This is a genomic window from Bradyrhizobium sp. S3.3.6, from assembly GCF_040546905.1.
Taxonomy (GTDB): Bacteria; Pseudomonadota; Alphaproteobacteria; order Rhizobiales; family Xanthobacteraceae; genus Bradyrhizobium; species Bradyrhizobium cytisi.
On record NZ_JBEPOT010000003.1, the window covers coordinates 365,662 to 379,743 of the forward strand.

Annotated in this window: 11 protein-coding genes and 2 pseudogenes; 7 read left to right on the top strand and 6 right to left on the bottom strand. The window is 57.8% G+C overall.

Annotated features, from left to right (window positions below):
- Window positions 1-81 precede the first annotated feature (81 nt).
- The 5 genes and pseudogenes from ABID59_RS10615 to urtA form a co-directional block, all read left to right on the top strand.
- Window positions 82-400, top strand: a pseudogene (locus tag ABID59_RS10615) (acyltransferase family protein); the annotation flags it as partial.
- A 196-nt stretch (window positions 401-596) separates the two neighbouring features.
- Window positions 597-1,085 (top strand): hypothetical protein, encoded by a 489-nt coding sequence (locus tag ABID59_RS10620; RefSeq protein ID WP_354083352.1) that lies wholly within the window; start codon window positions 597-599, stop codon window positions 1,083-1,085.
- 5 nt (window positions 1,086-1,090) lie between these two features.
- A complete protein-coding gene (locus ABID59_RS10625; RefSeq protein WP_354083353.1) occupies window positions 1,091-1,333 on the top strand; it encodes a hypothetical protein in 243 nt (80 codons plus the stop codon).
- 112 nt (window positions 1,334-1,445) lie between these two features.
- Window positions 1,446-3,344, top strand: coding sequence for an adenylate/guanylate cyclase domain-containing protein (locus ABID59_RS10630; RefSeq protein WP_354083354.1), 1,899 nt, complete (start codon window positions 1,446-1,448; stop codon window positions 3,342-3,344).
- Window positions 3,341-4,630: an urea ABC transporter substrate-binding protein gene (gene urtA / locus ABID59_RS10635; protein WP_354083355.1), complete on the top strand. Its 1,290-nt coding sequence runs from the start codon at window positions 3,341-3,343 to the stop codon at window positions 4,628-4,630. Before ABID59_RS10630 ends, urtA begins: the two co-directional genes overlap by 4 nt.
- A 57-nt stretch (window positions 4,631-4,687) precedes the next feature.
- On the opposite strand, the gene ABID59_RS10640 is transcribed toward urtA, so the two are convergent.
- The 4 genes from ABID59_RS10640 to ABID59_RS10655 form a co-directional block, all read right to left on the bottom strand.
- A complete protein-coding gene (locus ABID59_RS10640) occupies window positions 4,688-5,770 on the bottom strand; it encodes a patatin-like phospholipase family protein (RefSeq protein WP_354083356.1) in 1,083 nt (360 codons plus the stop codon).
- 368 nt (window positions 5,771-6,138) lie between these two features.
- Window positions 6,139-6,909, bottom strand: coding sequence for an outer membrane protein (locus tag ABID59_RS10645; RefSeq protein WP_354083357.1), 771 nt, complete (start codon window positions 6,907-6,909; stop codon window positions 6,139-6,141).
- 744 nt (window positions 6,910-7,653) lie between these two features.
- The gene (locus ABID59_RS10650; RefSeq protein WP_354083358.1) at window positions 7,654-8,655 is read right to left on the bottom strand and encodes an AraC family transcriptional regulator; all 1,002 of its coding nucleotides are present in this window, start codon (window positions 8,653-8,655) and stop codon (window positions 7,654-7,656) included.
- A gap of 610 nt (window positions 8,656-9,265) precedes the next feature.
- Window positions 9,266-10,279: a SphA family protein gene (locus ABID59_RS10655; protein WP_354083606.1), complete on the bottom strand. Its 1,014-nt coding sequence runs from the start codon at window positions 10,277-10,279 to the stop codon at window positions 9,266-9,268.
- A 320-nt stretch (window positions 10,280-10,599) separates the two neighbouring features.
- On the opposite strand from ABID59_RS10655, the pseudogene ABID59_RS10660 reads away from it, so the two are divergent.
- Window positions 10,600-10,848: pseudogene (locus ABID59_RS10660) on the top strand (trypsin-like serine protease); the annotation flags it as partial.
- A complete protein-coding gene (locus ABID59_RS10665; protein ID WP_354083359.1) occupies window positions 10,817-11,308 on the top strand; it encodes a tetratricopeptide repeat protein in 492 nt (163 codons plus the stop codon). The pseudogene ABID59_RS10660 and the gene ABID59_RS10665, both read left to right, overlap by 32 nt.
- A gap of 201 nt (window positions 11,309-11,509) precedes the next feature.
- Here the strand turns inward: ABID59_RS10665 and ABID59_RS10670 are convergent, their stop codons facing one another.
- Both ABID59_RS10670 and ABID59_RS10675 read right to left on the bottom strand, forming a co-directional pair.
- Window positions 11,510-12,259: a bestrophin-like domain gene (locus ABID59_RS10670; RefSeq protein WP_354083360.1), complete on the bottom strand. Its 750-nt coding sequence runs from the start codon at window positions 12,257-12,259 to the stop codon at window positions 11,510-11,512.
- 93 nt (window positions 12,260-12,352) lie between these two features.
- Entirely contained in the window at window positions 12,353-13,675 is a 1,323-nt protein-coding gene (locus ABID59_RS10675) for a TAXI family TRAP transporter solute-binding subunit (protein ID WP_354083361.1), read from the bottom strand.
- Between the last annotated feature and the right edge of the window lie 407 nt (window positions 13,676-14,082).

Sequence of the window (14,082 nt, forward strand, 5' to 3'; positions counted from 1 at the left end):
GCCGCCTTCTGCGCAAGTATTGCTACCTTCGAACCGCGTTATGCAGCGGTCAGGGCTTGAAACCAAATGTGGCGGCAGCGGTTCGGGCCGTTTTCGATTCCAGCACGGCGCCTGATGCTCTACCTACTTCTTTTTTGGCGCCGGCATCGGCCTTGCAAATATGGATCGCGGGCTGTTGGCCGCAGACGGCCGGATGGCGAAGATCAGCTGGGATGCAGTCCGATGCCTACGGCATGTTCCTGGTCCACTATCCGATCACGCTGTGGTTGCAGTATTGTGTGTTTGACTTTGACATGCCAGCTACCGTGAAAGTCCCATCGTATTCGTGCTGACGGTCGCATTCAGTTGGGCGCTGACGCGAGCGCTGCGGCAAATCCCGGGCGCGAAGCGGGTGCTTTAGTCCGATGAGCCACCAGCGTGGAACGCGCGCATGATCACCCGATCCAGCTGAGAGAGGTGATGCTGGTCGCTTTTACTTGCGGAACTGATCTGGAATGCAATTGGTCCATCGCTGACTATGTTAGTCTGAAGGACAGCGTATCGACCGATCCGACGAGGGATTTTCGGTACGAGATCGGGCTGGAGGACGTTTCCGGATGATCGCACTATCGATCCGACGAAAGATCATGGGTATCGCCATAGTCCTGATCGTGCTGATGGCGGTGACCGCCCTGCTATCGATGGTGTCTGCGATCCAGCTTGGCAACCAGTTGGCTGAACTTGCACGAAGCTACGTTCCCGCCTACGGCCACCTTGCCCGCGCCGACATTCGTTCGGTGGAACGCGCGCTCGAACTGCGGCGAATCGTATTGTTAAAGTCCGATCGCCCTCGAATGACGTCGCTGTCATTCGCGCCAGCTTTGACGCAAAGGGTGATGAATTCGAGAACGAAATCGGATCGGCGCGCAAGCTTATCGGCGCCCTCGTGCAAAAGCAGGCCGCCGGCGATACGGTTTCGCTGGTGCGACTATAAACCCGGCTGGATGCGGCCGTCGACGATTCCCGGCGCCATCTTAACGATGACATTGGTCGCCTGCTGGATCAGCTCGACACCGGCAACACAGCGGCGATTGACGATAGCCTGACCCGGGTGGATGTCCTCCGCAACGAACTCAACGGCAAGCTGGACGCAATCCGGGCAGAGATGCTGACACTTCTGCGCGCCGATGCGGACTTCGTGACCCAAATGCAACATCGCGTGACATTGATAGCCGCGTTCCTGACGCTGCTTGCTGCGATCCTGGGACTGGTATTTGCGCTGATGGTGAGCGCTGCTGCAATCACTGTTGCTCATCTGCCGAAACCGCATAGCCGGCAGGATCGACTGAATTGATTATGGACCGCATTGAGACCGTGATGCGTGACTTCTCATGGTCATCATCCGCAAGTTGCGCCGCGACGAGACTTACCGGCTGCACCCTTAACGATTGAGGAGCGCACGCGGAATGTTGACATTTCGAACCTCGCTCACCTTCGCGGTGATGGCTTTTATCGTCGCTCTTGCTGTTTTGCTGATCGCCATTCAGGTCCGGGCGCTTCGTTGGGCAACGAAGGAAGCTGCGTCCGCCTATATGGACGCAACCAGCTCGAAGGCCTTGGGACGTCTTCAGACGGAGATCACCGCGATAGCTTCGTTGGCGCATGTGCTGGCGACCAGTTCCAGCGTAGCCGATTCAAATGAGAGAACCGAGACGGGCCCCGCGATCCCCCTGTTCAAGGCCGCACTGCAGGAACTGCCCCAAATGGACAGTATCTATGCCGGTTTCAAAAATGGCGCCTGGTTGCAGGTGCGGCGCATTGGCGACCTCAACGATGAGCAACGCGAGAGGCTACGTGCGACGCCTGGGGCCACCGTTGCGATCAATTTGATCCGCCCTGCGCAGAGTGGCGAACTTCCAATGCGACGAATCTTTGAAGATCGGCAAGGCAACGAAGTCGGACAGCTTGATCTATGGAAATACGGATACGACGCGCGCAAGCGGCCCTGGTATCGCGAGACGATGAAAGCCGACCGTCCGCTGGTCTCGTCGCCGTACCTTGCGTTTAGCATCGGTGCACCCGTGATCACGATCAGCGCACCCTTGCGAGGGAAAGTGCCCGGCGTCCTTGCCGCGGATCTCAAGCTCGACGCCTTCAGCGATTTCGTCCAGGCGCAACGGCCTGGGGAGCACGGTATCGTGCTGATTTTCGACTCAATGGGTTCGCTCATAGCCCATCCCGATTTCGCGCAGTTCGTTGTCGATGCGATGACACATCCGTCCCAACGACAATTGCCAAACGTCAAGGAGATCAACACCGGGGTCGTGGCGGCAGCCTTACGAACGTCGCGCGGTCGCGACCGCTATGAAGGAAGCGTCCGCGACGACCAGGGGCGGGACTATCTGTTCAGGATGGCAAAATTCACTGTGGGCGAGCAGTACAACGCCAACATCTTGCTGCTCGCGGTCCAGGATGACTTTGCTCAAAATGTCCGGAGCCTGCAGTTTACCGGGCTATTGCTCGCAACTATCGTTGGCGCCGCCTTCGTTCCCGTCGTTTGGATATTTAGCAGCAGAATGTCGCGATCCCTGAAAAACATAACGGCTCAGGCGGTCAAGCTTCAGACGCTGGCTGCGCCCGCCCCCTTGCCAGTCGCATCGCGCATTAAGGAAATTCACGAGCTCGGCGGCGCCATGGAGCTCGCGCAGCGCGCCATATGGTCGTTCGCGCACTTCATCCCCAAGGAAATCGTCCGGGGGATCATCGACAATTCCATCTCCACCGAGCTTGGCGGAGTCCGAGCGGAGATTACCGTCGTTTTCACCGACGTTCGGGATTTCACGGCGATCGCAGAGTCCGCCGATCCGGACGTTCTCATGCACCAGATGTCACGTTATTTCTCCGTGCTTACAGAGGCGTTCCTCGCCGAAGCCGGAACGGTCGACAAATTCATTGGTGATGCGGTAATGGTGTTCTGGAACGCACCCAATCCGCAGCCTGACCACGTTGAGCGGGCCTGTCGGGCCGCCCTTGCGGGCGGAGCGGCGTGTGACAAACTCAACTCTCATTTTGAAGCTGAAGGTCTAAAACCATTCTTCACGCGGTTTGGCATTCACGTCGGGGACGCCGTCGTCGGCAATCTTGGCTCGATGGAGCGCATGAACTACACAGCCCTGGGCAATACGGTGAATCTGGCGGCACGCCTCGAAGGCCTGAACAAGCAGTTTGGGACCAATATCCTTGTGAGCGAAGGCGTCTATTTGCGGGCTCAACATTGTTTCCAGTTCAGAGCTTTGGAGTCGGTCCTGGCCAAGGGCATGACCAAGGAAACACGCGTTTTCGAGCTCGTCGGGGCATCGACATGAAGTCAGCTCCGGTCCCGCGAGTTGTCGTTCTTGGATTGCTCGTCTTGCGGTTCCTGCTCGTCGGTCCGACGGTTCGCGCAGACGAAGCCACTATCAAAATCGGCATTTTGCATTCTCTGTCCGGCACCATGGCAATCAGCGAGTCAGTACTTAAAGACACGGTTCTGATGCTGATAGCCGACCAGAACGGGAAAGGTGGGCTGCTCGGACGGAAATTGGAACCGGTCGTCGTTGATCCGGCGTCCGATTGGGATGCCTTTGCCAAGAAAGCTCGGGAATTGCTCACGAAGGAAAAGGTTGCAGTCGTGTTCGGCTGCTGGACTTCCGCCTCCCGCAAATCCGTTCTGCCAATCTTCGAGCAGTTGAACGGCCTGCTCTTCTACCCCGTGCAATACGAGGGCGAAGAGAGCTCGCGCAACATCTTCTACACGGGAGCCGCGCCCAATCAGCAGGCAATTCCGGCGGTTCGATATCTGATGAGCAAGGAAGGAGGCGAAGTTCGCAGGTGGGTTCTGCTTGGTACTGACTACGTTTATCCGCGCACAACAAACCGGATCTTGAGCGCGTATTTGACCGCCGAGGGCGTATCGCCAGAGGATATCACGACGATTTATACGCCGTTCGGCTACTCCGAATGGCGAGGAATCGTCGAGCGGATCAGAGCCATCGGCTTGCAGGGAAAAAGGACCGCGGTCATATCAACCATCAACGGAGATGCAAACACGTACTTCTATAGGGAACTCGCAGCCCAACACGTAGATGCCAAGGTAATTCCAGTCATGGCCTTCTCGATCGGCGAGCGAGAATTACTCGGTGCTGACAATTTCCCCGTCGGGCATCTGGCTGCCTGGAATTACTTCCGGTCTATCCAGTCACCAGAGAACGAGGCTTTCGTGAAAATGTGGGCGGATTTCAACGAGCAACGAGACAAAACTACGAATGATCCGATGGAAGCCACCTTCATTGGCTTCAGGATGTGGGCGCAAGCCGTTGTCCAAGCGGGTACCACCGACGTCGATGCGGTTCGCCAGGCCATGTATGGTCAGAGAATCAAGGCGCCGAGCGGCTTCGAGGTCGTGATGAACACTAATCATCATCTTTCCAAGCCGGTCGTGATAGGCAAAATAAATTCTTCCGGGGCATTTGACATCATTTGGCAGTCACTCAACCCAGTGCGCGCGGACGCCTGGAGCAGGTACCTCCCCGAAAGCGCCAAGCGTACGGCTGATTGGACCTTTCCCTGGGTCTGCGGGGGGTGCACCGAACCGACATTCAAGGAATGGTGAGGGGTCTTTTCGGGCTACCGGACATCAAGCGACAACAATCACGACCTTCTATCAGATTCAGAGGTAGAATTTATGGATGTCTACCGACGACTCGACACCCAGTTTGACGAAGTGTTTCGCGAGCCAGTCGCCCGCACATTTTCGCCCCTGGTCGCGAAGATAAATGAGAAAGTCCCAATCGGCGTTGTACTTGCTTGTGGGACTAAGTGCACCCATGAATTCGTCGTCGGCGATGCTGTGGATCAGCACATGTTTCAGCCCTTCACCGACGAGGCGTTTCTGCGTGGCAAGATTGGTGACGAAACTGACCGCCCGCATCTCCCGCATCAGCGACGAATTGAAGCTGATTTCGTTGATGCGGTTCAAAATATCGACAGCGGTGCGCGGCACCTCATCACGAAACAGCGGATTGATATGAACGATGACAATGTCGGTGCTCTTGCAGTCGTAGATCAGCGGGAAGAGCGCCGGGTTTCCCATATAGCCACCGTCCCAATAAGCTTCGCCGTCGATCTCGACCGCCTGAAACACCGTGGGAAGACATGCCGAAGCCATCACGGCAGAGATTGAAATTTCCTTTCCGGCGAAGACCTTCACCTTGCCAGTACGAACGTTCGTCGCAGAGAGGAAGAGCTTGACCGGGCAGTCCGGGCGCCCCAACACGCCAAAATCGATCGATTGCTCGACCACTTCACGAAGCGGGTTATAGTCTGAAGGGTTGAACTCATATGGCGATAGGACACGTGTCACGAACCCCATAAGGGAGAAAACGGGCGACCAGGTCAGCTTGTGATCCCCCAGCATTTGGTCGATAAAACTTGGCTGCAACGGCCCCGACCTGGCCGCATCGCTCACCCGCTTCCAATAGTCGGTAAGCGCTTTGCGTGCCCCTTCGCGACCGCCGATCGCAAGCCCATAGGCAAAGACCGCCGCATTCATCGCTCCGGCGCTGGTCGCACTGAGCCCCTCGAAGGCGAGGCCTTTCTCGTCCAGAAGTCGGTCGAGTACACCCCAGGTAAACGCACCGTGCGCTCCGCCCCCTTGGAGAGCCAGATTGATGGTCCTGGAGAATGCCGGTTCGTGACCGGCTCTCCCAGTTGCCTCGGGCGTTTCCGCCGACTTCCGCTCTGAAGTAGCCATTGCCGAACCGCAACCCTGGTCGCCCGCATGCACAAGGCATTCAATAACAACGATAGGAATATTCGCAGATGCAGTCCCCACATGTCACTGGGAGAACCTACCGCAGGGTCTTTCCTCGGGCTATGCAAAAACGGCAAACGGCTGCCGCTTGGTATCAGAACGCCGCACTTCCGAATCTGGCCCTTCGCGATAGTTTGCGCAGCGCAGGGGAAAGTCGGGAGTCGAGAGGCAAGCGGAAATCACTCGCCAAGCCTCAGACCGTCACTTTTGACCCAACCGAGACATTGCAAACGAGCAACCGCTTGCGATGCTAAACCCGCAAAAAAGCCCCGGCGAGCCGGGGCTTTGGTTTGCGCAGACTGGCGCGATCAGTATCTCGCCGCGATCGGGGCACCAAAGCCGCCGAAGCGATAGTTCAACCGAACGGTGACCATGTCCACATCCTGGCTAACCCGGTCGCCGAGGATGGTAACGCCACCGGGCGAGACCACGCCTGCGCCTGCGAAGGTGCGGTTGTCATTCCCCATCCAGAGGTGGTCGTATTCCACACCGACCGACCAATTCGGCGTGAAGCCATACTCCCAGCCAACGCCCAAGGCACCTCCCCAACGCGTGTGGCTGGCCGAGTCCAGGCCGACTCCTGTGAGGTTGTTAAAGACATCAAGACGATTATGCGTCACGGCCGCACCACCCTTCACATACAGCAGTGACGCGTTCCACGCCCAACCGAGTTGGGCGGTGAAAAGACCGATGCCGTCGGTTTTGCCTGTGGTCGAAAGCAGCGGATCGATCAGGCTGACGCGCGTGTTCTTAATGTCGGCCCAATCGCCCTGCGCTTCCAATCCCAACACAAACTGATTGGTTTGCCAGCGATACCCGATCTGTCCGCCGACAAGACCACCGGAGCGAGAAGCGCAACCACCCGCGGCTGTTCCTGCGGGCGTGACGAAATCCACGCAACCGCGACTTTGGCCCCATCCGCCGTTGGCGCCGATGTAAAAACCAGTCCAGTCATAGATCGGAGCGGCAATCGGCGGTGGCGCCTTGGTGTACGGACGAGCCGCCAAATCGGCTGCCGACGCGGGGGCGGATAAACCCACTGCCGTCGCACCGGCCGCGACAATCAGAAGCTTTTTCATACGAGGAATCTCCCGGAAAGAATTTCAAAAAGGCACGACGTCCACCTGTGTAGTAAACGCTATCCCGTTCGCCGGCAGGTTGATGTAGCAAAGCCGCAACACTCGGCTCAGATGTTGAACGACAATTCTTCAAAGCTTTTAATCGCTTACGCGGAACAAAGTGCCCGCCAACGTGCATATTGCTGAAGCTGAAAAACTTGACCGCGCCAGTTTGGTTCGTAGATCGCGCTTTAGGTGATGCCCCGATAAGTCCGCCACTTCGCAAGTCGCGCGGCTGTCTAAGTACTTGAAATAATGGTCGGAGTGGCAGGATTCGAACCTGCGACCCCTGCGTCCCGAACGTAAGTAGCAAGCGAAAAGATCAACGAAAACAATAGAGTTTGCTCGCGATTAACCACCTGTATCGCCGCTTGTTCACGCGGTTTCGGTGGTCAATCGGTGGTCAGCTAACCGGGCAAATCTCGGGGCTGTGGTTCGCGGTACTATATAGAGGCGTGAAGTCATTGGCCGCCTTCGCGCCTCCACCCTCCCCACATACTCGCCGCACGACTAACGACAACGGCCCCTACGTAACCCGTCTTAACGCAGGTGGAGGTGCTCGCACGTGAATGTCTACAACCGGTCAATCGCGTCGATTTGCCCCCTGACGTGATGATTTCCGGTCTGACCGGATAAGCGGATAATGTCAGGTCGAACCGGGATCTCTCGAACGGGGCAAGCATAGAGGCTCCCCCGTTTGCAAGATTATGCGGTGGCTTCCGGGGCCACGAGTGATGATGGGCGATTGAGGTGGATCGCAATCTGCTTCGCGGGGCACTTCAAGGTCTGGGACGGCGACTCTCCGAACACGGCGCGATAGGTCACCGCAAAACGGCCAAGCTCGCAAAAGCCATGGTCGGTAGCTATCCGAGTAACGGTTGACGTCGAGGGAACCGCGCTCAGCAACGCCCGATGTACGAGGTGCATTCGACGGAGAGTGAGAAAACGGATCGGTCCCATGCCCAGATGCTCTTCGCAGCAGGCGCGAAGCGTTCGCTCGGCGACCCCTATAGCTGCACAGATCTCGGCAAGATAGAGCGGCCGGTCGGAATTCGCTTCCAGAAACTCTTCGAACCGCGCGATGGTTGCATCTCGGCATCGGCTGCGAGTGCTGGTCTTCTCGTCGGCGGCGTCAGCGAGGCACCTGACCATGATGTACAGAAATTCATTCTCCAGGGCGCGAAGCACCTCCGGCAGTTGCAAAAGATCCGGAGTGTCGTGCGCGAGCTGTCCGATCGTCCGATGTAGCTTCAGCAGTCGTAACATCGAGGTAGGGCGCGGACGAAAAAGGTGCCGTTCTGAGTTTTGCATCGGCTCGCAGCCAGCTATCGCTTCAACTGCAGTATCAAGCTCGTCGATTGGGATGGACATCGCGCCGTAGTCAAGACCAGGGCCGCATCGGCGATGCTCAGCTTCAAGCGTGTTGTCAATGATGTCGCCAGGGATGACCTCAATGCCACAGTGATGGTACGGTGACAAATTGGACTCGGTAAGAAAGCCGATGGATCGCCAACCGGGCTTGCTTGTGGCGGTGCTGACCGTCGGCGAGGATACGTGAGTGCGTTGCAACCAGAGCCGGCTCATGGCGACCTGGGTCAGCTCGATCCGAAAATCTTTCGTAATCGGAAGTATTTCAACGTCAGAATGCGGGAAGGCTGCTTGGCACGCCAGCGGATCGGTAAAGCAAAGAACTCTACTCCACGCCACTTCTTTCTCTCCCCCAAAAAACAAGACTACGATTTGGCGGGCAACAAGCGTGATTGGTCGGACAAAAAGTGTACTGCAACGAGTCTTCGGATCGCAAAGGCGGCGGAGGTGCCGGTGTCCTGGTTGAAATGTAGATCTTAGAACAACCTCAGATCAATGCACTATTTTGTCATAGCGCAATATTGCCGAGCGACGCTCGGTCGCATCTACGTTCTTGGGGGCATTCGTGCGCGAGCTATGCACCGCCTCGCAGCACCGCTGATGTCTCAGATAGGTCCAAAAGCAGACCTGTTCGATTAGTTTCCGTGTGGGAGAAATCAATTTACCTTGCGAAGCACTAGGCGCTTCATAATGGCAAGCGCGCGATAGGCCTCCGCGAGCTTCAATAAGTTCTCTTTGTTGGGTCCGTTTGGGAAGGATGCAGCATCTTGGCATAGCGCTTCTGCCAATTCCTCGCACTCGTCCACGTTTAGCCGGTCTTCGTCTGGCACTATGGCCCCCAAGGCGGTTCAGTTCGTGATCACAACCAACCTTGGGTCCCGGCGTTCCTAATTGTTTGTTGTCGCGCCTCGATTTTCTAAACAACTGACCGGCCGCAGCTAGGTTGTTCCTAGTATTTTCTGACGATGGGTTTTGTTGTTGGAGGCGGTCCGGGCGCGGGCGGCGAGATAGAAAAGGTGACCCAAGTATTCCAGCCTGATGGGCGGTTTTCCGCAGCAAACTCTCCATAAGCCTTGAAATTGAGATAGCCCTGCATGTCGCCGACCGGAAATAAGAAACCGATTTGCGGGCCGATGCCAGCTACCTGCGACTGGAAGCAACCGGCACGATCACCCGAACCGCTGTCACAGCCAAGTTCCCTGTAGACGTAGCCCACGAGGCCAACCATGACCTGCTTCGACAGGAATTGCGATGCACCCCAGTCGAAGTGCATGTCGACGCCGTTTTGATACTGCGTGGCAGTATTTTTGAAGTTGTAGGTGAAGCCGAGCACGCCGGATAATTCGTGTCCGGTCTGCGGATTGAAATAGGTGTAGCCGCCGCCAGCGTCGATCGCGCCGTGTCCGATGCCCAGGTTCGACAAGCGATCAGATTGGTAAGCGCCAACCGGGATGTCACCCGTGATATAGGTCATGTAGTTGTGGACGCCGGCGTTCCAGCGCAACGCGAACTGCGGCGCCAGATCTCCAAAGCCCCACGTCGTGTCGCTGATGGTGTCGGACCGCGCGAAGGGAACATTGCCGAACGGCGTCGTGAGCACGCCCGACAGGGTCCCCGCCAGGCTGGTGCCGACGACTCCATAAGCTGCCAGGAGGGACACTGACGCCTGGCCGCCGAGCACTGGCGTTGCAAATACATAGCTCGGAAGCACAAGGCCAAGATCGCCCGTGGCGTTGACATTCAGATTGAGAGTTGCATTCACGGTAAGGTTGGCCGGAACCCTGCCGAGCGTGAATTCACGCGCCCGCGCGACGTCGGCGCCGGCGGATACGGAGGTGTGGTAGTAGATATTTGCCAGGGACCAACCCGGTTGCTGCGGCGTGGCCGCGAGGCTTCCGAAGAGGCCGGGGATCCAGAAACTGATGCCGTTTTCATCGGCGAACGCAGATTGGGAAAAAAACATCATCGCGGGCGCCACGATTGCTGCAACGGCAAGTCTGCGTCGATGTGCTGAGATTGGCCGCCCGCTTTCCGCCCTGGCCAGTGCAATTGTCGGTGTCATAATTATTCTCCGTAAGGTGTGTCGCCTCCTAATACAACTCGGCGACACTGTATCCCCGGAGCAAGCAGGACTCAGTACGCAAAGTTCGTTCAGGATTGATTTGCCAGAAAAAAGGTGAAAACTGCGACCAAAGAGCAACAGACGCTACACCACGGAAATCGCTGGAGCCTAGGAATGTGCCGCTACTGCTCGAGCATAGCGAAGAGCAAAATCGCTCGACCATGAAGCTCAAGCGCGCTATCTCCACTATCGTTCTACTGAATGCCTTTGCTGCACCTGTCGCCGCTGGCACATTCGAGGATGCGGTTGTTGCGCATGCCAGAGGTGACTACGCAAAGGCCCTGCGTCTTGTTCGTCCGCTGGCCAATGATGGTGACGCTGCAGCCCAATTCAATCTGGGACTTATGTATGTGACGGGCCAGGGCGTGCAGCAGGACAATGCTGCGGCAGCATTGTGGTTTCGGAAAGCTGCGGAGAAAGGCTTGGCCCCTGCCCAAACCAATCTCGCGGTCCTATATCGCGACGGCCGCGGAGTGGCGGAGGACGTTACCGAGGCAGTCATGTTTCAAGGCTGCAGAGCAAGGCGACGCCGTCGCCGAGTTTCTACTCGGAAATCAATACGCATTCGGAAAAGGGGTACCGCAGGACCATAGGGAGGCAATGATCTGGTTTCGGAAGGCTGCGGAGCAAAGCCAAGCTCTTTCTCGGGGGCATGTACGCCGAAGGCCGGGGCGTGCCGCAGGACTATGTCCGTGCCTATATGTGGTTCAGTCTAGTGGCGGCAGGGGTAAGCAAAGCGCGGTCAAGACTCTAGAAATGGCCGAACGGAGGATGACCCCAGCTCAGATAGGAGAAGCGCAGAAGGTCGCACGCGACTGGAAGCCGGCTTCGCAGCCATCTCCTCTTTGGCGGAGCCTGTGGCAGTACTGATGACCGTAAGGGTCATTCGCGCCAGTTTTCTACCCCGGTGAAGGGACATTCTCAGGATAGGCGGGCGTGTCTCAAACGGGCACAGATTCGGACATCGTACAACGCGCATATTGATCAATTCGAAAAAGCCGCTGCAGCAGTCGCGACGACCGCAATAGCAGTCGGCCCTGCTCCGACCGCAACCCCGATCATGCGAATGGGTTAGGGACTGAGCGGCGTGAGAGCGTTGCGAAGTGGCGCGCTGGAAATTTGCATCAAACCCGCAAACGGCTGACCAAGCTCCAAGACCATGTAGATCGCCCCCGCGACCGACAGTGCAAAAACGAACAGCGCGCTGAAAAGGGTTGTGCTGGGTTTGGCAAACAGGCCGAAGCTTCCAAAGATGATGGTGAGCCAGAAGATCAGCACCACCAGGAACGGCATGGGGATCGAGTTGCTCGTCTGTGCGAACAGCAGCAGGCGGCTTTGCGCAATGTCGGTGGCGATCTGCACGGCCCTGGCCTGCAGGGAGCGCTGGGCATCGTTCTGCGGCGAAAGCTGCTGAAGCTTCGTGAAGAATGCCTCGCTTGCGGCGCTCGCCGCGAAGGGGGTGCCGTTGGCGGCCTCGGAACTATTCTCGCGCCACATTCGATTGGCCAAAACAGCGACGCTACGCCGTAACAGATTGCGCACGTCGTTCGTCTCCGGTCCGTACTGCGCCAGCAGATTGTCGAGCACCACCACGCTACTCGTCATATGCGTCACTTGAGTGCTCTGCGTGTCGTAGGAGCCCTTCGCCGAGGCAATCAGCAGGCCGAGGACAAGCGCGGCTATCGTCCCGATGAGGCCCGTGCCCAGCCTGACCACATCCTTCTCATCGGTGCTCAGGTGATGCCCAGGAAGGAACATACCGAACAGGGCGCCGCCTGAGATGCATACAAACGTGATGCCCGATAACGCGATTGCTTTCATGATTCACCAGTGTTGCGAGGCAGCGGGGTCACTCCGTCCATTTTGGGTTCCTGCAATCGCCGTACACGGCATGCCGCGACGTTGCGGTGTCGCCTAGGCTGCGGAAGCAACTGCGGGCCTCTTCGCGAGTAAGGCTCGTCGGTCGTGGATCAAGCCCTCCAGCCGGTGGGCTGCCACGTTCAATGTGGCATCATCCACCGCGCGCTCGTCTCCACCAGCGGATTTGGCGCACTCCGCTCTTAGAATGCCGTCGATTTCTTCTTCGATATCCGAAAGCTCAGCCTCTGTATCGACTTTCCGAATTCGACGCGCCAGGGTGTAGAGAGAGTCGAGCGGGCCTTCAGGTGCGCGGCTGCCGAGCCCCAGGAATTTCCACGCCGCCGCAAGCATAGTGGCGGCGCCACCGAGCACCATCGGCGTTAAATAGATCCAGTTGCCGTATTCATCCATGAAGCTCTGCGTGGTGCTGTTGTAGACAGCGGCCGCACCGGGGTGAAGCGGAAGGTAGGCATCCTGGTCGGTGCTGGGCGCGGTAATCTGGGCGAAAATCGGCTGCTCGCGCAGAAGGCTCCTGCGCGCGCTCATGATCGCCTGCGTGAGTCTGGTCACCAGATCGGTGCCGAGCTTCTTTTGCGCAACCAGGTACAACGACGTCCTCAAGGTCGTCAGATCATCTTCCGGGACCGGCGGCGATCCCCGCAGCGTGCCCTTCGGCACGTCGAAGCTTTCGAAGGCGCGTTCAGTCTCTGCAATTGCCCCCGCTGAATCGACCGGGATCAATACCGGGACCTTTTTATGGTCGAGCTGAAAGAATCCGCGAACGAGTGAGAGGTATTTTTCGGCGAGCGGAATCACGACCAGCAGGGCACTGACCTGTTTTGACTGAATGGCTTGCCGGACGTCCGCCGAAGAAAGATTTTTGAACACAACTTTTGCGTTCGCCAAATCATATTCCTTGGTCAGCACATCGACTATTTTGGCGTTCGCCACCCCACCGACCACACCGACCGCGCGTCCCTTGAGGTTTTCAATGCTGTCAATGCCCGATCCCGGCGGCGCGATGACCAGTACGACCATATGGCTGACGACGACGACGGCTTGCGCCTGCGACAAATCGCCGAGATCGCCGCGAACCACGGCGAGGTCGACCTTACCCGTGGAGAACGCGGCAGCGGCCTCAAGCGCTGTGCCGCTGTCGATGACCTTGAGCCGGACCGGCGCGTTCGTCGAAACGAGTTCGCTCGCCATCGCCGACATTGCCATGGCTGCCTCGCCGTCGATCGAGCCGACCGCCACGGTCAGCGTGACCGGGCGAGCGTAGTAGCGATAGGCAAGGAGACCTGCGCCTGTTGCAAAGATCACGACGCCGATAAGCGCGAAGAAGCGAAGCCAGAGCGGTAATTTCCTCGACATCACTCGCCACTCCAGACGCGTCGTCCGATGGACATCGCTGCACGCCTTAGTTGCAGCGCCCCCGCTCGGTGGCCAGCGCGAAATCCTCAAGTCCTTCGCGCTGCCGCGCAGCGTCATTCGGTCAGATGGCCGACGCCTGTCAGCAGGGTCGGGCAGCAAAGGGTACGGCGATCATCCCGGTCCTGAACCGGTACAAGAGTATCGCGTGCAGTCCTGGTAAACACCGCGACACTGGAACGACGACAAGTTGTTCAAATGACGACAGTCGCGATAGCGTGCACGACAGGTATTTATGCATTGCTGTTTGGCGGTCCGAGCCGCGGCGAGAGTGAGAGTGGAGAGATCGGCGTCGCGCGCATTGAGTGTTCCGGTGCTCGATGACAGAAGCACTGCGAAGAGTACGGAGACGA